This window comes from Pseudomonas sp. Pso3, assembly GCF_055393275.1.
Genome location: NZ_AP043687.1, coordinates 736268 through 754805, shown reverse-complemented (window position 1 = coordinate 754805; position 18538 = coordinate 736268). Strand labels below are relative to the sequence as shown.

Annotated in this window: 17 protein-coding genes; 7 read left to right on the top strand and 10 right to left on the bottom strand. The window is 67.4% G+C overall.

The features are described from left to right. Positions 1-43 precede the first annotated feature (43 nt). On the top strand, positions 44-1861 hold the full coding sequence (locus ACZ5R1_RS03545; RefSeq protein WP_115945251.1) for an alpha/beta hydrolase family protein: 1818 nt from the start codon (positions 44-46) through the stop codon (positions 1859-1861). Positions 1862-1947: 86 nt separating this feature from the next. After that, complete coding sequence (locus ACZ5R1_RS03540) at positions 1948-2682, top strand: DUF502 domain-containing protein (protein WP_027600026.1); 735 nt, start codon at positions 1948-1950, stop codon at positions 2680-2682. A gap of 185 nt (positions 2683-2867) precedes the next feature. On the opposite strand, the gene ACZ5R1_RS03535 is transcribed toward ACZ5R1_RS03540, so the two are convergent. Then, the gene (locus ACZ5R1_RS03535; protein ID WP_027600025.1) at positions 2868-3665 is read right to left on the bottom strand and encodes an SDR family NAD(P)-dependent oxidoreductase; all 798 of its coding nucleotides are present in this window, start codon (positions 3663-3665) and stop codon (positions 2868-2870) included. 152 nt (positions 3666-3817) lie between these two features. Between ACZ5R1_RS03535 and ACZ5R1_RS03530 the strand changes: the two genes are divergently transcribed. Together ACZ5R1_RS03530 and ACZ5R1_RS03525 are read left to right on the top strand one after the other, a co-directional pair. Beyond that, on the top strand, positions 3818-4261 hold the full coding sequence (locus tag ACZ5R1_RS03530; RefSeq protein WP_074585065.1) for a thiol-disulfide oxidoreductase DCC family protein: 444 nt from the start codon (positions 3818-3820) through the stop codon (positions 4259-4261). Between the two features lie 129 nt (positions 4262-4390). Beyond that, positions 4391-5656, top strand: coding sequence for an Hsp70 family protein (locus tag ACZ5R1_RS03525; protein WP_007160986.1), 1266 nt, complete (start codon positions 4391-4393; stop codon positions 5654-5656). Positions 5657-5693: 37 nt separating this feature from the next. Here ACZ5R1_RS03525 and ACZ5R1_RS03520 read toward each other — a convergent pair whose 3' ends face one another. The 4 genes from ACZ5R1_RS03520 to ACZ5R1_RS03505 all read right to left on the bottom strand — a co-directional run bounded on the left by ACZ5R1_RS03520 (position 5694) and on the right by ACZ5R1_RS03505 (position 9667). Beyond that, positions 5694-6272 carry a DUF308 domain-containing protein gene (locus ACZ5R1_RS03520; RefSeq protein WP_115945250.1) on the bottom strand — a complete coding sequence of 193 codons (579 nt, stop codon included), beginning with the start codon at positions 6270-6272 and terminating at the stop codon, positions 5694-5696. A gap of 192 nt (positions 6273-6464) precedes the next feature. Continuing rightward, positions 6465-7295, bottom strand: coding sequence for an oxidoreductase (locus ACZ5R1_RS03515; protein WP_115945249.1), 831 nt, complete (start codon positions 7293-7295; stop codon positions 6465-6467). 31 nt (positions 7296-7326) lie between these two features. After that, positions 7327-8751 (bottom strand): MFS transporter, encoded by a 1425-nt coding sequence (locus tag ACZ5R1_RS03510; RefSeq protein ID WP_258874292.1) that lies wholly within the window; start codon positions 8749-8751, stop codon positions 7327-7329. Positions 8752-8920: 169 nt separating this feature from the next. Next, complete coding sequence (locus ACZ5R1_RS03505; RefSeq protein WP_115945247.1) at positions 8921-9667, bottom strand: SDR family NAD(P)-dependent oxidoreductase; 747 nt, start codon at positions 9665-9667, stop codon at positions 8921-8923. Positions 9668-9817: 150 nt separating this feature from the next. On the opposite strand from ACZ5R1_RS03505, the gene ACZ5R1_RS03500 reads away from it, so the two are divergent. Next, the gene (locus ACZ5R1_RS03500; protein WP_464712818.1) at positions 9818-10675 is read left to right on the top strand and encodes a LysR family transcriptional regulator; all 858 of its coding nucleotides are present in this window, start codon (positions 9818-9820) and stop codon (positions 10673-10675) included. A 69-nt stretch (positions 10676-10744) separates the two neighbouring features. Here the strand turns inward: ACZ5R1_RS03500 and bdcA are convergent, their stop codons facing one another. After that, a complete protein-coding gene (gene bdcA, locus ACZ5R1_RS03495; protein WP_144961595.1) occupies positions 10745-11458 on the bottom strand; it encodes an SDR family oxidoreductase in 714 nt (237 codons plus the stop codon). A gap of 72 nt (positions 11459-11530) precedes the next feature. On the opposite strand from bdcA, the gene ACZ5R1_RS03490 reads away from it, so the two are divergent. Then, a complete protein-coding gene (locus ACZ5R1_RS03490; RefSeq protein WP_464712817.1) occupies positions 11531-12130 on the top strand; it encodes a TetR/AcrR family transcriptional regulator in 600 nt (199 codons plus the stop codon). Positions 12131-12145: 15 nt separating this feature from the next. Here ACZ5R1_RS03490 and fdhE read toward each other — a convergent pair whose 3' ends face one another. The 4 genes from fdhE to fdnG are packed head-to-tail and all read right to left on the bottom strand — an operon-like array spanning position 12146 to position 17769. Then, positions 12146-13069, bottom strand: a complete 924-nt coding sequence (fdhE, locus tag ACZ5R1_RS03485; protein ID WP_464712816.1) for a formate dehydrogenase accessory protein FdhE — start codon at positions 13067-13069, stop codon at positions 12146-12148. Beyond that, entirely contained in the window at positions 13069-13776 is a 708-nt protein-coding gene (locus ACZ5R1_RS03480) for a formate dehydrogenase subunit gamma (RefSeq protein WP_007160995.1), read from the bottom strand. The genes fdhE and ACZ5R1_RS03480 overlap by 1 nt, the downstream gene beginning before the upstream one ends. Continuing rightward, positions 13773-14693, bottom strand: coding sequence for a formate dehydrogenase subunit beta (gene fdxH / locus ACZ5R1_RS03475; protein ID WP_464712815.1), 921 nt, complete (start codon positions 14691-14693; stop codon positions 13773-13775). The genes ACZ5R1_RS03480 and fdxH overlap by 4 nt, the downstream gene beginning before the upstream one ends. A 10-nt stretch (positions 14694-14703) precedes the next feature. Continuing rightward, a complete protein-coding gene (gene fdnG, locus ACZ5R1_RS03470) occupies positions 14704-17769 on the bottom strand; it encodes a formate dehydrogenase-N subunit alpha (protein WP_153011130.1) in 3066 nt (1021 codons plus the stop codon). A 264-nt stretch (positions 17770-18033) separates the two neighbouring features. Between fdnG and ACZ5R1_RS03465 the strand changes: the two genes are divergently transcribed. After that, positions 18034-18483: a GyrI-like domain-containing protein gene (locus tag ACZ5R1_RS03465; RefSeq protein ID WP_074585056.1), complete on the top strand. Its 450-nt coding sequence runs from the start codon at positions 18034-18036 to the stop codon at positions 18481-18483. The last annotated feature ends 55 nt before the right edge of the window (positions 18484-18538 follow it).

Below are 18538 nucleotides of genomic sequence, written 5' to 3'. Positions count from 1 at the left end.
CCAGCTGCTAGGCTAAACGGCTGTGCCTATCTCTGGAGTCGCCATGACCGCCCCTACCCCGCTCACGCCGGCCCAGGCCGTTGCCGCCGGTATCGACTTTGCCGAACTCAAGGTCGATGCCAGCGGCCTCTACTGGAGTCAGTACGATCCCACCGATGGCGCCACCCGCCTCTGGGTCCGCGAGGCCGGCGCCGCGCCGCGCTGCCTCACGCCGGCGGGGTTCAGCCTGCGCAGCAAGGTCTACGAATACGGCGGCGGCGCCCTCTGCCTGGGGGACCAGGGACCGCTGTTCGTCAATGAAGCCGACCAGGCGGTCTATCGCCAGCCGCGTGACGGCGGCGCGCCCGAATGGCTGGCCGGTGACGAGGCCTGGCGCTACGGCGATCTGCACTGGGATGGTGTCCGGCAGCAGGTCCTGGCGGTCGAGGAGGATCGCCGCGAGCAGCCGCCGCGCCATCGCCTGGTCGCCTTGAGTGCCGGTGGCGCACGCCAAGTGCTGGCCGAGGGCGCGGATTTCTATGCCGCACCGCGTACCAGCGCCGACGGGAGCCGCCTGGCCTGGATCGAGTGGGACAGGCCCCACCAGCCCTGGACCCGCACCCGGCTGCTGACGGCGACGCTGGACGCCGAGGGACGTCCCGGTGCGCCCGCCGTGGTGTCGGCCGATCCCGAGGAGTCGCTGCAACAGCCGCTGTTCGATAGCGAGCAGCGGCTCTGGGCACTGAGCGATCGCCAGGGCTGGTGGCAGCCCTGGTGCGAGTCCGCGGCGGGCTTCGCGCCCCAGGAGGCGCCTGCGGCGGATCATGCCGCCGCGCCCTGGCAGCTGGGCGGCGCCAGCTGGTTGCCGACGGCGGAAGGCTGGCTGGCGACCTGGCAGGAAGACGGCTTCGGCGTGCTCGGCGAGCGCCGGGCAGCGGGCGAGACCCGCCGCCTGGCCGCGGACTTCAGCCGTTTCCGGGGCCTGGCCCTGGACGACAGCCATTGCTACTGCATCGCCGCGGCGCCCACGCGCCCCTCGGCGGTGCTGGCCATCGATCGCCGGAGCGGCGCGGTGGAGATCGTCACCGGCGGCGTCGCGCCCCTGGGCGACAGCGCCATCGTCGCCCCCCAGCCGCTGAGCTATCCCAGTGGCGACGGCCAGGCCCAGGGCTTTCTCTATCTGCCGGAACGGCACGGCGAGGGTCCGCCGCCGCTGCTGGTCAGCATCCACGGCGGTCCCACCTCCTGCACCTATCCGGTGTTCGATGCGCGCATCCAGTTCTGGGTGCGCCAGGGCTTCGCCGTGGCCGATCTCAACTATCGCGGCAGCAGCGGCCACGGCCGGGCCTACCGCCAGGCGCTGCACCTGCGCTGGGGCGTGGTGGACGTCGAGGACGCCTGCGCGGTGGTCGACCACCTGGGTGTCCAAGGCCTGGTGGACCCGACGCGAGCCTTTATCCGTGGTGGCAGCGCCGGCGGCTACACAGTGCTCTGCGCCCTGGCCTTCCACGACGTCTTTCGCGCCGGCGCCAGCCTCTATGGCGTCAGCGATCCCCTGGCGCTGGCCAAGGTCACCCACAAGTTCGAGGCCGACTACCTGGACTGGCTGATCGGCGATCCCGAGGCCGATCGCGCGCGCTACGAGGCGCGGACGCCGCTGCTGCATGCCGAGGGCATCCAGGCACCGGTGATCTTTCTGCAGGGCCTCAAGGACGCCGTGGTGGTCCCCGCCCAGACCGACGCCATGGCGGCCGCGCTGGAGGCGCGTGGCATACCGGTGGTGGTCAGGCGCTATCCCGACGAAGGCCATGGCTTTCGCCGAGCGGCCAACCAGGCGGATGCCCTGGAACAGGAAGCCGCCTTCTATCGCCGCTGGCTATAACGGCGGCGCACTGAGAAAGTCGGGCCAGGCCGACGCTGAGCGCGCCTGGCCCGTATAGAATGGCGCTTTAGCCGTCGAGTTCTTGCATGCCCTTCGTTCGCCGCGGTATCGAAAGCATCGTCTCCACCTGGCTGGCCGGCCTGCTGCTGCTCCTGCCACTGGTGCTGACCCTGGCGCTGATCGGCTGGATCGTCAGTTTCCTCAATGGCCTGATCGGCCCCAACACCACCCTGGGCCGGTTGTTCGTAGCGGTCGGTCATCCCTTCGTCGGCAATTCCATGGCGGCCTATGGCCTCGGCACCCTGCTGCTGCTGGTGCTGCTCTATCCGCTGGGGCTGGCGGTCAAGCTGGGGCTGCGTCGGCCACTGGGCTGGTTCGCCGACATGACCTTTCGCCGCATTCCGGTGGTGGGCAAGCTCTATGGTCTGGCCGAGCGCTTCGTCGAGTTGCTCGATCGCAAGGAAGGCGGAGCGGATATCCGCGCCATGAGTCCGGTGTGGTGCTTCTTCGGGGGTCAGGGCGTGGCGGTGCTGGCGCTGCTGCCCAATCCGGCGGTAATAGACATCGAGGGTCGTCACTATCACGCCGTGCTGGTGCCTTCGGCGCCGGTCCCCGTGGGGGGCGGCCTGCTCTATGTCCCGGTGGACTGGGTGAAGCCGGCGGACATGGGCATCGACATGTTCACCAGCATCTATGTCTCCATGGGCATCACCCTGCCGCCAGTGGTCAAGGATCGCCAGGTGGAATTCATTCCGCTGGAAGAAGCCGTGCGCCGCCAGCAGGAAAACGGGACGGCCGAGGAGCCGCCCCGCCCGTCTTAGAATCTGTTCACGGTCTCGCGAGCTAGAGACAAACAAGGCCTAGGCGGCCCCGCGAAAATGGCTGAGGAAGCAGATCGGACTAGCGCTTAAGTTTACAACTGGTAAATGAGCATTCCGACCGGGCTGGCGACCCAGGCCATTTTCAACGCAGTTTGGCCGACGCGCAGCAGACCGCGAGTGGATTCTTAGTTCTGCACCGCCTGGACCGAGCCGCCATCCACGCGCAGGTTGCTGCCATTGATGAAGGAAGCACGCTCGGACACCAGCAGGGCGATAGCCGCGGCCACCTCTTCCACCTTGCCGCGGCGCTTCTGCACGATGCCGGGCCGTTCTTCGTCGAGGAAGCTTTCGATGGCTTCTTCGAAGGAGACGCCCTTTTCCTCGGCGCGCTTTTCCATCATGCCGTCGGTCATGCCGGTCTCGATGAAGGCGGGGGACACGGTATTGCAGAGCACGCCGTGGGCCGCTTCCTTGTATGACAGGTTCTTGATGAAGGCGGCCAGGGCCGCCTTGGCCACGTTGTAGACGGCCTCTTCCCAATAGGGCTGGACGGCGTTTTCCGAGGTGATGCAGACGAAGCGACCCCAGCCGCGCTTGCGCATGCGCGGAATGGCGGCGCGACCGACGCGCACGGCGGAAAAGAAGTCGGTGGCCCAGGCTTCCTCGTAGTCGGCATCGGCCAGTTCCAGGGGATCGCCCTTGGCGCCGGTGACGCCGGCGGTATGCACCACGATGTCGATCTGGCCGAAGCGGGATTCGCCCTGCTCCACCAGCCGGTCCACCGCGGCCTGGTCGGTCATGTCGGCCGCGATCAGCAGCGTATCGCCCGGCAGGCCCTTGGCCGCCTCTTCCAGCTTGCCCTGCTCCAGGTCGGAGAGCACCAGCTTGACGCCCTCCTCGGCCAGCAGCTTCGCCGTGGCCAGACCCATGCCACCGCTGGCACCCGTGATAAGGGCGACGCGCCCCTTGATTCCCAGATCCATACCGACCTCGCTCGCAGATTTTTTCAATGCCGTGATCCGGCGTCTCTGATTCCGACTCGCCACGAGGCGCCGTTGCGCTTACCGTTCGGCGGAAAGCGCAACGGCAGCCCGGTCTGCCGGTCCAGATAGGCAAGACCCCTGGGAAGTTCACGATGCACGCACCCCGCCTGCCCCTGACCCTCTTTCACGACGGCGCCTGCCCGCTGTGCGCCCGTGAGATCGCCTGGCTGCGGCGCCATGCCGACCCCGGCCAACTGCGCCTAGTGGACCTGGCCGCGCCGGACTACCCGAACCAGGCGCCGGTCGATGCGCCACCGCGCCAGGCCATGCTCGATCTGCTGCACGCCCGGGATGCCGACGGCCGCTGGTTCAAGGGTCTGGACGCCACCTACTGGAGCTGGCGCACCGCCGGCCTCGGCCACTGGGCGCGACCGCTGGCCTGGCGGCCATTGCGGCCCCTGCTGGAACTGGGCTATCGCCTGTTCCTCAAGCTGCGCCCGGGTCTGACCTGGCTGCCCCATCCCGAGGGCAGTCGGCGGTGCCAGGATGACGTCTGCACCCTGGACGAGCCGCGCGACCGCTCGCGCCGGGGCTGACGCCGCCACTCGCTCGCACCCGCTTCAGTCCCGCAGACGCGCGGGCCCACCCTGCTGGCATCCGGCCAGGGTTCGCCTGCAGGCGCGTCTCGGCTAAACTGCGCGGCTGCTCGCGTTACGGATCCTGACATGTCTGCTGCTCTACCCGCCCGCGCCCTGGGCCTCGACTTCGGTACCTCCAACTCCACCGCCGGCTGGTTCAGGCCCTCGGGCGAGGTCCTGCTGCCCCTCGAAGAGGGCAAGGCCACCCTGCCCTCGGTGATCTTCTTCAACGCCGAGGAGCGCCGTCCGGCCTATGGCCGCCAGGCGCTGCACGAATACCTGGAAGGCTACGAGGGGCGTCTGCTGCGCTCGCTCAAGAGTCTGCTCGGCTCCAACCTGCTCAAGGGCGAGACCAGCATCCTCGGCAGTGCCCTGCCCTTCACCGAGGTGCTCGGCCTGTTTCTCGGCACCCTCAAGCAGCGCGCCGAACAGCAGGCCGATCGCCCCTTCGACGCCGTGGTGCTGGGCCGTCCAGTGCACTTCGTCGATGACGATCCGGTCGCCGACCAGGAAGCCGAGGACACCCTGGCCGCCGTGGCGCGCCAGGTGGGCTTCAGCGACATCTCCTTCCAGTTCGAACCCCTCGCCGCCGCCTTCGACTACGAGCGCAGCATCGAACGCGAGGAACTGGTGCTGATCGTCGACATCGGCGGTGGTACCTCGGACTTCTCCCTGGTGCGCCTGGCACCGGAGCGCCGTGCCCTGGCCGATCGCGCCGGCGACATCCTCGCCACCGGCGGCGTGCACGTCGGCGGTACCGACTTCGACCGCCAGCTGAGTCTGGAAGGGGTCATGCCGCTGCTGGGCTACGGCAGCGCCATGAAGAGCGGCGCCACCATGCCCACCAGCCACTACATCAACCTGGCGACCTGGCACACCATCAACGCCGTCTATGCCAAGAAGAGCGTGCTGGCCCTGCGCGACATGAGATACGACGCCCAGGACACCCGCTGCATGGACCGGCTGTTCAAGCTGATCGAACAGCGCGCCGGCCACTGGCTGGCGATCCAGGTGGAAGACGCCAAGATCGCCCTGACCGACGACTGGCGCCGCACCCTGCGCCTGGATCGCATCGAGACCGGTTTGGCCGCGGATCTGGAACGCCCGCTGTTCGACGCCGCCATCGCCCTGCAACTGGAACGCCTGAGCCGTGGCGTGGACGACCTGCTGGCCCGCGCCGATCTGGATCCGGCGCGGGTCGACAGCCTGTTCTTCACCGGCGGCTCCAGCGGCATCCCGGCGCTGCGCCAGGCCCTCGCCAGGCGCTTCCCCGGCGCCCGCCTGGTGGACGGCGACCGCTTCGGCAACATCGGCAACGGCCTGGCCATCGAGGCCTTCAAGCGCTACGGCTGAGTCCTTCGATACTGTTGGGGCCGGCGTCGACTCCGCATCAGGCTCGCTTGCCGGCCGCGCTCCGCCGCGATCTCGCTACCGCGAGCCAAGCCGCCGAGACCCCGAAGTAGCAGGCACCGAAAGCCACATAAGGCGTCACGCTGGAAACATCCAGCGGGACGCCTTGAGTCGCCTGCTTCACGAAGAATCCGCCCGCCAGGGCGGATTGAGCGCCACTCAGGATCATCGCCCACTGGCCAGCGGACGTCCGCCAGCGCCGTATCGCCACCGCCAGCTGGAGAAGCCCAGCGGCCATGGCCCAGACCCCGAACACCCCGATCGCGGCGCCCATGCCAGACGTCAGTGCCAGCCCTATCGCCACCGCGACGCTCAGACTGACGACGGCGTTGAGCCGCTGCCCAGCGTTGTGCCGCAGTCCGCCGCTCTGGCGGGCATCGAGGACGTTCGCCAGGGCATCCCACGCAGGGTAGAGGACGAGCAGGAGCGGCCCCGCCCAAGCCGTCGCGTGGCCAAGGGCGAGGGCCAACGCGATCCACAGCAGCGCAACCGCCGCCCTGAGCAAATAGTAGCGTTGCAGCCAGGGGCTGCCGGTCGAAGCGCCTAAGGCATGACTCATGGAGTACTCCAGCGGTGTTCATCCAAGGAACGGCAAAAAGGCTTGCCGAGAAAAGCAGCCACTCACCGGGCGAAACGGCCCCGGCCCCCCGGCGATGAGCAGGCCGCCCAGGCGGGTCGGGCAACGGGGGGATCGAGATGATCCGCGCGGTGCGTGGAAGGGTCGGGGGCCACGCAGCCCCGCCTGGATCTATCAGTCGAAGTCGGTAGGCAGGGCGATGTCGCGCCAGGTCGCCATATCAGCGCGCAGCGCCTGCGACTTGCGCTCCGCGATGTCGTAGGCGACCGGTCCGAGCGGCAGATGCAAGGGTGGCTCGGTCGCCATGACGGCCTGCACTATCACCGCGGCAGCCTTGCGCGGATCGCCGGCCTGTTTGCCGTCGTTGCTGTCCCGGTAGGCACGTCGTCGCCCCGCCGTGTCGGCATAGGCCGGGATCACCCGGTTCGCCATGGCGATGGAGCGCCCGAGAAAATCGGTGCGAAACGGCCCGGGCTCGACGATGGTCACGCGGATTCCGAAGGGTTCCACTTCCTTGGCCAGCGACTCGGAAAATCCCTCGACAGCAAACTTGCTCGCGCTGTAGTAGCCGGAACCCGGTCCTCCCGAGAGCCCTGCCCCGGATGACAGGTTGACGATGCGGCCGCCGCCGCGTCGCCGCAGGGCAGGCAATGCCAGGCGGGTCGTTTCGATCAGACCGAATACATTCACCTCGAATACCGGCCGGTATTCGCTGGGCTCGGCCTCCTCCACGGCACCGATGAAGCCTATCCCGGCGTTGTTGACCAAGACATCGAGACCGCCGAATTCCCGCTCGGCATAGGCAATCGCGGCAGCCACCGAGGCGGGCTTGGTGACGTCCAGCTGCACGGTCCTCAGGTTCTCCGGGAATTGCCGAACCAGGGGTTGCAACAGGGCGGGATCGCGAGCCGTTGCGACGACTCTGTCGCCACGCGCGGCGGCCATGGCCGCAATATGGCCGCCAAGACCGCTCGAGCAACCGGTAATAAGCCAGGTCTTTCTCATGCTGTTCTCCTCGCGCGGTGAAAGGCGCTGTTCAGTCTGCATCGCAGGCCCCTCGCGTGGCGGTCGCCGGAGCGCTCGGCCAGCTCAAAACGGCCGCTAGCGCCAAGGCCCCGCCCATCGTCAGGGCGGCAGCGGAAAAGGCGGTCTGCACCTCTCTTCCGCCAGCACCATCGGGGGCGAGGGCGAAAAACAGGCCGCCAATGAGCGCCACCGCCAGGGCGGCGCTGATCTGCAGGGTGGCATTCGTCAAGCCGGCGGCGAGTCCGGCCAGGCTCGGTGCCACCTGGTCCGCGTTCACCCTCACCAAGGCCGGAAGCGCTATGCCCTGCCCCAGGCCGATCAACAGCAACGGCACCGGCAGCCAGGAGGGCAGGCCTGCCAGCGCGGCCGCCAACAGCAGGCCCATGACCTCCAGGCCCATGCCGAAGGCGGCGGTGCGTGCCCCCAGCCGCTGGGCAAGATGCGGACTGCAGAGGGGGCCGAGGAGGAAGCCGATCCCCAGCGGCAGGATCGCCCACCCCGCAGCCAGGGCTCCATGCCCCAGACCGGCCTGCTGGTAGACGGCGAAAACGAGAAAGAAAGGCGCCAGGGCATAGAACAGGAAGGTCGCCAGGAGGCTGCGTCTCAGCCGGGGGGCGGCAAGCAGGGAAGGCAGCACCAGGGGCGTCTCGCCGGCCGCCTCCTTGCGTTGTTCGTAGCGCCAGAAGGTGATCAGCAATCCGCCACTGACGACGAGCAGGGGGAGCGACCACCAGGGCCAGTGCAGGCGTGGCCCCTCGACCAGGGGCACCACCAGCGCCAACAGCCCCGCCGCGAGCAGGCCGGCACCCATGACATCCAGCCGGCCCGGTTGCGGGGCCCGGCTCTCGCGCAGCGCGACCAGCGCGGCCGGCAGGGCGCAGAGAATGACGGGAAGATTGATGAGGAAGATGCTGCGCCAGCCCAGTCCGAAGGGATTGGCCTCAATCAGCACCCCGCTCAGGACCTGGCCCAGCACAGCGGCGAGTCCGAAGGTCGCGCCGTACAGGCCGAGCGCCCGATTCTTCTCTTCTGCCGGAAAGGTCGCATGGATCAGGGCCATGGACTGCGGCGCCATGATGGCCGCCGCTACCCCCTGCAGCAGCCGCCCGGCGATCAGCACAGCTGGCGTTGGCGCGAACCCGCATAGCGCGGAGGCGATACCGAAGCCGAGCATGCCGCCCAGATAGACACGCTTGCGGCCGAACATGTCACCCAAGCGACCGCCCAGGATCAGGGTGACCGCATAGGCCGTCGCATAGACGGATACCACCAGTTGGGCCAGATCCGACGAGGTAGCGAAGTCGCGACGGATCACCGGCAGCGCCACATTGACGATGAAGAAGTCGAGCGGTGGCAGTAGCGTACCCACCAGCAGCACGCCCAGCGCGAACCAGCGACGGCTATCGGGCTGGGCCATGGGAAGGGATGAGCTCATGACTTTTACCTTTAATCGGGCTGCATCCTGATCCGCGCGCGCGTTGCCGGCGCGCGGCGGGTTGATGCAGCGATTTCTCGAAAAGCGCGGCCACAGCTGGCAGGAGCGTGCCCGCGAGCGGTTGGCAAGCGGCCGACCGCTGTCGGCGCGGCAAGGGCCACCGCCTGGCCTAGCGCATGCCGCCGGAGCCGAAGAGAGTTTCGCCGGTCACCCAGCGGGCATCCTCGGACGCCAGGAAGGCGACGATGGGGGCGATGTCCCCTACCTGGCCGATACGCCCGAGCGGGGTGCGGGCCTCGTTCCAGGCCTGGAATTCCGCGCCGAGGGCGCCGGCGGTCTGGGTGCCCTCGGTGTCGATGAGGCCAGGATTGACGGCATTCACGCGGATACCACGAGGGCCCAGCTCGCGGGCGAGCACACCCGTGATCGCATCGAGCGCACCCTTGGTGCCGCTGTAGACGGCGCTTTCCGCCGGCAGGACGCTGGTGACATTCGAGCTGACGTTGATGATGCTGCTGCCGGCGCCCAGGTAGGGGCTGGCGGCGCTTATCAGCTGCAAGGGTCCGAGCACATTGATGTCGAATTGCAGCCGATACAGGTCTGCCGTGGTGTCCTCGATCCTGGCGAATCGATAGACGCCGGCATTGTTCACCAGGATATCCAGGCGCCCGAAGTGCTCGCGGGCCGCCTCTACCAAGGCCTCCATATCGGCCCGCTGGCGGACGTCGGCGCGTAGCGCGATGGCCGTACCCCCCGCCGCCTTGATGTCGGCGAGGACGGCGTCCGCCCCGTCCTTGCCGGACGCATAGCTGATGACGACCTTGGCACCGTCCGCCGCCAGTTGCCGGGCAATACCCGCACCGATGCCTTTGGAGGCACCCGTTACAATCGCAACCCTATCTAGCAATCTGCTCATATCTGCTCACCTGCACAGCGCCAGTTCGAACATGCCTGGCTGAAGCCAACGGATCTACGTCGATGTGAGCTGTCATGGTCACCCCTACGATATTGTTTGGGGACTGCCTTTCCTGCATATTGAATGTTCATTTTTGTACGCAGGTACGCCATGGAATGGAGCGATGTACGGATCTTTCTGGCAGTCGCCCGGGGCGGTTCCTATGGCTCGGCCGCGCGAGCCTTGGGAATCAGCCACCCAACGGTAGGTCGACGGATCAAAACGCTCGAAGCTGAAGCCGGACAGGCGCTGCTACGGCGCACCCGCGAGGGCCTGATCCTCACGAATTCGGGAGATGCCGTATTCGCCCTGGCCGAGTCCATGGAAGCCTCGGCCCTGGCGATCGAGCGGCGCCTGGCAGGTAATCACCAGCGCCTGGAGGGAATCCTGCGCATCTCTTCGGCGGACTGGTTCGCCGGCTATGTGCTGGCGCCGGTCCTGGCCGACCTGACCCGGCGGCACCCTGCCGTGGTACCCGAGGTCATTGCCAGTTATCGACTGCTGGATCTCTCCCGACGCGATGCGGACGTGGCCTTTCGCCTGGTGCCCTTCAGCGAACCGGATATCGTGCAGCGCCGTTTCCTGAGGATGCCCTACGGCCTCTACGGCTCCGCAGAGACGGCGCTAGCGGTGCAGGAGGATACGGCTGCGGTCGGGCTGATCCTCATGAACAGCGCGCAATCGCATTTTCCCGATGTCGCCTGGTTGCTCGAGCGGCTGCCGGACTCGCCACGGGCCTTCACCAGTACCAGTCGAACCGTTCAGGCGCAGATGTGCCGGCGTGGCCTGGGGGTGGCCGTCCTGCCCCGCCCGCTCGGCGATGCGACCGCCGGACTGCAGCTCATCGAGCGCTTCGGCAGTCCTCCATCACGGGATATCTGGGTGGGCTATCACCAGGACCTGCGCCACATGGACAGGCTGCGGGCGTTGCTGGATATCGCCGAGGAGGTATTGGGGCCGGCGTACTAGGCTGGCCTGCCGGATAGCCGGCCTTCGCCCCTATCGCCTGGGCCCTGGGCGATAGGGGTACGCACTCGATCAGGCGCCGAAGGCGCCGTCGATGGTGTGCATGGCGCCGGTGACGAAGCCGGCCTCGGGGCCGGCCAGCCAGGCGACCATGCCGGCCACCTCGTCGGCGCTGCCGTGGCGCTTGATCGCCAGGAAGCTGTGCATCAGCTCCTTCATGGGGCCATCGGCCGGATTCATCTCGGTATCGATGGGGCCCGGCTGCACCACGTTGACGGTGATGCCGCGCGGCCCGAAGTCCCGCGCCAGACCGCGGGCGAGACCCTGCAGGGCCGACTTGCTCATGGCATAGGCGGCCAGGCCGGGCAACGGCATGCGATCGCCATTCACCGAGCCGATGACGAGGATCCGCCCGCCCGCCGGCATCTGCCGCGCGGCTTCCACGGCCGCGTGATAGGGCGCCTGCACATTGATGCTGAACAGGCGATCGACGGCGTCCGGATCCTGTTCCAGGGCATCGCCGAACAGCGCCACGCCGGAATTCACCACCAGTACGTCCAGCGGACCACAGGCGCGCACCCGGGCGATCACCGCGTCGCGGTCGGCGCTGTCGGTCAGCTCGGCGGTGCTACCGGTTTCCGCCGCCAGGGCCTGGGCGGCGTCCCTGGAACTGGCATAGGTGAAGGTCACCTGGGCGCCATCGGTGGCGAAGCGCCGCACGATGGCCGCGCCTATGCCGCGACTGCCGCCCAGCACCAAGACCTTTTTGCCTGCGAAATTGCTCATGAGTCAGCCTCCTGATTAATGTAGTGAGTGCTACAATAATCTTCTCCCGTCCGCTGTCAAAGTATTTTTGTAATGAGCACTACAAATAAAACCGCAACCCGTGGGCGGCCCCGCCGCTTCGATCCGGACGAGGCCATCGTCCAGGCCCAGCGCCTGTTCCATGAAAAGGGCTATGACGGGGTGAGCGTCGCCGACCTGACCCAGGCGCTCGGCATCAGGCCGCCGAGCTTCTATGCGGCCTTCGGCAGCAAGCTGGAGCTGTACCAGCGGGTGCTCGAACGCTACATCTCGACGGGCGCCGTGCTGCTGCACGAGATCCTGGACGGCGAACAGTCCCTGGCGGTAGCGCTCACCCGAGTGCTGGAAGAGGCGGCGCGCAGCTATGTAGCCGACCCCAGCTCGACCGGCTGCCTGGTGCTGGAGGGCACCCATTCCGACGATCCCCAGGCTCGTGCGGCAGCCGACCGGCACCACCAGACGGCCCAGACGCTTATCCGCACCCATATCGCCGGTCGCCAGCCGCAGCGTGCGCAGGAGCTGGCCGACTTCGTCATCACCACCATGGCCGGACTCTCCGCCAGCGCGCGGCATGGGCAGAGCCTGGAGCGGTTGCTGGCCAGCGCGCGCCTGGCGGGCCTGGCGCTGACCCAGGCCCTTCATGCGGAGACGTGACGCGGCGCTGGCGCCTTATTCCCCGGCGATGAACAGCGGATTGAAGCCACTGCGGGCATAGCGCCCTTCTTCGGCCAGCGCGAAGTCCAGCGGCAGGCTGGCGAGGTCGTCGGCCAGGGGCTCGGCGCCCAGGTTGAAGCTCTTGCTGACCAGTTTGAGATAGCTGTCGCAGCTGTCGCAGGTCTCGGCCTGGGCGGCCAGGGGCGTCTTGCCGGCGGCGTCTTCCAGGGCCAGGTAGCGCACCTGGGCGCTGGTATTGCAGCAGCTGCACTTGCTGCGCTCCAGGTGCCACTCGGTGGCGCAGAGGCTGCAATGCAGGTAGCGCACGTTGTCGCGATCGCGGTCGGCGTGGACGATGCTGGCCAGCGGCGGCGCCGCGCAGGTCGGGCACAGCACCCGGCTGGCGTCGCCATGGCGCTGGGGCGGTTGCGGCAGGCCCAGGGCCAGGCGCACCCAGGCCACCTGCAGGGCAGCGCCCACCAGCGGCAGCAGCGCCCGGACCTCTGGGGCGCCGGGCTCCTGAGCGAGCAACTGCTCGGCGAGCCGTTGACGCTCGGTCACCGGCAAGGCGGCCAGTTGTTCGAGCACCGGCCGCTGACGCGCGGCGATGCGCAGTTCCAGGTTGGCCAGCAGCGCCTGTAGATCGCCCTGCCAGTCCAGATCCCGCAGCAAGGCCTGCCCCTGCAGCGGCGGCATGCCGTGCTCCAGGGCCAGGCTGAAGGCATCCGGCGCCGGTTGCCAGCTGGGCTGGCGTTCCTGCAGGACGGCCTCCTGGGCCTGGATCAGCAGGGCCATGAAGCCGAGGAAGTCGCCCAGCTCGGGGCTGCGCTCGGCCAGTTCGCGCAGGCGGCGGGCGCGACGGGCGAACAGCTGGCGATCGGGCAGGACCACCGGTGGCGGATTGAGGATGCCGGTGGGCGAGGTGCCGTACTGATGCATCAGGGGGTCCCCTTGTCGGGCATGCGGTGTTCATCCAGGGGGCGCTCGCCCCGCTCGCCGCCTTCGCGGCGTTCCTGCTCGACGATCTCGTCGTACCACAGCCGGTGGTGATGCTTGGCCCAGGCGCGGCTGACGCGGCCCTGGGTCATGGCGCGGAAGGAGCCCTTCACCCAGATCGCCGAATAGACGTGGATGATCAGGGTGACGATGGCGACGAAGGCGACATAGGCGTGCACCAGGCTGGAAAAGCGCAGCCAGCCACGCGGCAGGATGTCGGCGAAATACGGCCGCCAGATGAAGAAGCCACTGAGCAACAGCGCCGGCACCGACAGCAGCATCACCCAGTACACCAGCTTCTGCCCCGGGTTGTTGGCGCCGATGGGCGGTGCCAGCTCGTCGCGGTTGGCGAGGACGTCGCCGATGCGCCGCACCCAGGCCACGTCGTGGCGCTTGAACAGGTTGACCTTGAAGAAGCGCACCGCCATGACCACGAAGCCCAGGCTCATGGCCACCCCGATGAAGGGGTGCAGGATGCGCGTCATGGTCGGCCCGCCGAACAGCGCCGTGAGGTCGAAGAAGAACGGGTGGAAGAAGGCCAGGCCGCTCAGGGTCAGGCAGACGAAGGTGAAGGCGATGAACCAGTGGTTCAGCCGGCTGAAGGTGGTGTAGCGCAGGATGCCGCGCTTGTTGTCCGACGGCGTGGTCATGGCCGATCCTCCTCGCGCGCGGCGTGGCGCTCTGCCTCGTCCGGGGATTCCTCGGGTTCTTCCTTGGGTCCCTTGGTCAGGTAGTGGGCGATGCCGGCGATGGCGGTGACGCCCAGCAGCGCCGACATGATCGGCTTGGTCACGCCCTTCCACAGGCTGACCATGGGGCTGATCTGCGGATCGGCCGGCAGGTGGGTATAGAGTTCCGGCTTGTCGGCGTGCTGCAGCACGTACATCACATGGGTGCCGCCAACCCCGGCCGGATCGTAGAGACCGGCGCCGGGAAAGCCGCGGTCATGCAGCTGGCCAACGCGCATCTGGGCGTGTTCGGTCATGTCCTCCTTGGTACCGAACATGATCGCCCCGGTCGGGCAGGACTTGACGCAGGCCGGCTCCAGGCCGTGGTAGACGCGGTCGGAGCAGAGGGTGCACTTGTAGGCCTTCTGGTCCTTCTTGGAGATGCGCGGCACGTCGAAGGGGCAGCCCGAGACGCAATAGCCGCACCCGATGCAGTGCTCGGAATTGAAGTCGACGATGCCGTTGGCGTACTGCACGATGGCCCCCGGCGCCGGGCAGGCCTTGAGGCAGCCCGGCTCGGCGCAATGCATGCAGTTGTCCTTGCGGATCAGCCACTCCAGGTTGCCCTTCTCGTTGACGTATTCGTCGAATCTCATCACCTGGAAGGTCTCCGGGGTGAGGTCCGGCGGGTTGTTGTAGGTACCGTTGCAATGCCCGACCTCGTCGCGCAGGTCGTTCCACTCCGAACAGGCCACCTGGCAGGCCTTGCAGCCAATGCAGCGCGACACGTCGATCAGCTTGGCCACCGCTTCCACCCCGCCGATGCGGGTGTGGGGCGACTCCTCGGAGATGGCCGAGCGTGCGACGATGTTCTGGAAGTTGACTTGATCGCCTCTCATAGAACCTCCCTCAGACCTTTTCCACGTTCACCAGGAACGACTTGAATTCCGGTGTCTGGGTATTGGCGTCGCCCACGTAGGGGGTCAGGGTGTTGGTGAGGAATCCGGGGCGGGTGACGCCCTTGAAGCCCCAGTGGATGGGGATGCCGATGTGGTGCACGGTGCGCCCCTCCACCTGCAGCCCGTGCATGCGCTTGGTCACCACCGCCACCGCTTTGATGTAGCCGCGCTTGGAGCTGACCTTGACCCAGTCGCCGGCCTTGATGCCGAGCTCGGTCGCCAGGTCCTCGCCGATCTCGACGAACTTCTCCGGCTGGGCGATGGCGTTGAGCCGCGCATGGGTGGTCCAGAAGTGGAAGTGCTCGGTCAGGCGGTAGGTAGTGGCCGCATAGGGGAATTCCTCGCGGGTGCCCAGCCGCGCCCGATCGCCCGGGAAGATCCGCGCCGCCGGGTTGTTCCTGGCGCGCGGGTTGTCCGGGTGCAGCGGGTTGTGGTCCAGCGGCGACTCGAAGGGCTCGTAGTGCTCCGGGAAGGGCCCCTCGGCCAGCAGGCTGCCGCCGAAGAAATGCGCGACGCCCTCCTGGTTGAGGATGAAGGGCCCGGCCTTGGCCGAGGGTGGCGAGGTCCAGGGGAAGTCGGGGATGTCGGCGCCGGCCCAGCGTTCGCCGTTCCACCAGATCAGCCGCTTTTCCGGCGCCCAGGAGGTGCCGTCCGGCCGGGCGCCGGCGCGGTTGTAGAGGATGCGGCGATTGAGCGGCCAGGACCAGGCCCAGCCCAGGGTCATGCCGATGTTGTAGGGATCGGCGTTGTCGCGCCGGTCCATGTTGTTGCCCTGGCGGTTGTAGGAGCCCGAATAGATCCAGCAGCCGCAGGTGGTGCTGCCGTCGTCGGCGAGGAAGCCGAAGTCGTCGAGCAGTTCGCCACGCTTGTGGGAAATGGTCCCGTTCGGCCCGGGCAGATCGGCCAGGGCGCGACCGTTGTATTCCTGGGCGATGTCCTCGGGATTGGGCTCCTCCGGATTGCTGTAGGGCCAGGTCAGGTTGAGGATGGGATCGGGGAAGGCGCCGCCCTCGTCGCGATACATCTGCTGCAGGCGATGGAACAGCCCGGCGAGGATGGCCACGTCCGGCCGCGACTCGCCCGGCGGCGGCGCGGCGCGCCAGTGCCACTGCAGCCAGCGCGAGCTGTTGACGATGGCGCCGTTCTCCTCGGCGAAGCAGGTGGTGGGCAGGCGGAACACCTCGGTCTGGATCTGGCTCGGGTCCACGTCGTTGAGTTCGCCGTGGTTCTGCCAGAACTCGGCGGTCTCGATGGCCAGCGGATCCATCACCACCAGGTACTTGAGCTTGCTCAGCGCCTGGCTGACCTTGTTCTTGTCCGGGAAGGAGGCCAGCGGATTGAAGCCCTGGCAGAAATAGCCGGTGATCTCGCCGTGGTGCATGCGCTCGAAGGTGTGCAGGACGTCGTAGAGCGGCTCGCTGAGCTTGGGCAGCCAGTCGTAGCACCAGTCGTTGTCCTTGGTCGCCGCCTCGGAGAACCAGGCCTTCATCAGGCTGACGTGGAAGCGCTCGTAGTACTTCCAGTAGGAGACCTCGCCCTCGCGCAGGGGCTGCTTGGCCCGCCGCTTGATGTAGTCGCGGTATTCCTGTTCCTCGTGGGAGGCCAGGTAGAGATAGCCCGGCAACTGGTTGGAGAGCAGGCCCAGGTCGGTCAGCCCCTGGATGTTGGAGTGGCCGCGCAGGGCGTTGACCCCGCCGCCGAGCATGCCGATGTTGCCCAGCAGCAGTTGCACCATGGAGGCGGTACGGATGATCTGGGCGCCGATGGAATGCTGGGTCCAGCCCAGGGCATAGAGGATGCTCATGGTGCGCTCGGGGCGCGCCGTCTCGGCGATCATGTCCCAGGTGGTCTGGATCTGCTCGCGCGGCATGCCGCAGACGCGCTCCACCAGCTCGATGGTGTAGCGGCTGTAGTGCGCCTTCATCAGCTGGTAGACGCAGCGCGGGTGCTGCAGGGTTGGGTCTTCCTTCACCATGCCGCGCTCGTCGAACTCGTAGCTCCAGCTGGATTTCTCGTAGGCGCGGCGCTTGTCTTCGCCGAAGCCGGAGAAGAGGCCGTCGTGGAAGCCGAAGTCTTCCTTCACGATGAGGGCGACGTCGGTGTAGGCCCTTACGTACTCATGCTGGATCTGGTCCGTGGTGAGCAGGAAGTTGATCAACCCGCCCAGGTAGACGATGTCGGTCCCGGTGCGGATATAGGCGTGGTAGTCCGCCACCGCCGAGGTCCGGGTGAAGCGCGGATCGATGGTGATCAGCTTGGCGTTGTTCTTTTCCTTGGCCTCCACCATCCAGCGAAAGCCCACCGGGTGCGCCTCGGCCGAGTTGCCGCCCATGGACAGGATGAGATTGGCGTTGCGGATGTCGACCCAGTGATTGGTCATGGCACCGCGGCCGAACGAAGGGGCAAGACCTGCCACCGTCGGTCCGTGTCACACGCGCGCCTGGTTGTCGATCGCCAGCATGCCGAGGCTGCGGATCACCTTCTGGGTGAGGTACGCGGTCTCGTTGGAACAGGCCGAGGCCGCCAGGAAGCCGGTGGTGATCCAGTGATTGACCAGATGGCCATCGGCGTCATGGGTGACGAAGTTCTTGTCCCTGTCCTCCTTCATGTAGCGGGCGATGCGGTCCAGCGCCTCGTTCCAGCTGATGCGCTTCCACTCGTTGCTGCCCGGCTCGCGCACCTCGGGGTGGGAGAGGCGCGATTCGCTCTTGATGAAGTCCAGCACCCCGGCGCCCTTGGGACAGAGGGAACCGCGACTGACCGGATGATCCGGATCGCCTTCGACGTGGTAGATGTCGCTGACGGTGTTGATGCCGCCATCGCCGCGGCTGTAGAGCAGCATGCCGCAACCCACCGAGCAGTAGGTGCAGGTGTTGCGCGTCACCTTGGCGGCGGCGAGCTTGTAGTAGCGGATGGACGCCAGTGCCGGTTCCGGGGCGAAGCCGAGCATGGCCATGCTCGAGGTGGCGACCCCCGCCGTACTGAGTTTGAGGAAGTTGCGGCGCGATACCTTGATCGACATTTCTTGGGTAACTCCAGGCACATCACGGTAGGACTTCGTCCTGACCCGGGCCTGGCAGTTCGAGCGAAGCGTCGTCTTTCTTCATCGAAAAATCATTCAAAATCAGTGTTTTAGCGAAGCGGCAAGAGGACCTGGCAGGGTCTGCGGCAGGGCCTGGCGGCGGCTGCGACCTTTCGTCCGATGGCCGCCCCGGCTGACCGCCGCGCGCCGCTGGAGTAAGGTGACGGCCTTCATCGCATCTTCGAGAGAGTCTGTCCCATGTCGCTGGAAATCGTCGACCATCCCGCCCTGGAAGTGACCGGTCTGCTGTTCGAGCCTGGCCAGGGCGAAGACATCGCCGCCCTCTGGCGGCGCTTCGCCGACCGCGCCGGGGAGATCACCGGGCGCGAGGGCGCGGCCGAATGGTATGGCCTGAGCTGGCGCCAGGCCGGCACCATGCACTACCTGGCCGCGGTGGCCACCACCCCAGGCGCCCCCCTGCCCGCCGGCATGGTGCGCCAGGAACTGCCGGAAGGCCGCTACGCCCGCTACGTGCACCTGGGCACCGCGCCCAGCGTGGCCAAGAGCCTCGGCCGGCTGTTCGCCGAGCTGCTGCCGGCGCGCGGCCTGCAACCCCGTCCCGGCGCCTGCTTCGAGCACTACACCGAGGCCTTCACCGGGGTGGATGCCCAGGATTCGCAGATCTACATCTACGTGCCGGTCTTCTGAACGCCACTCGCCGCAGCGCGGACAGGACGTTCGTCAGCTGCGGCTTGCCTCCCGG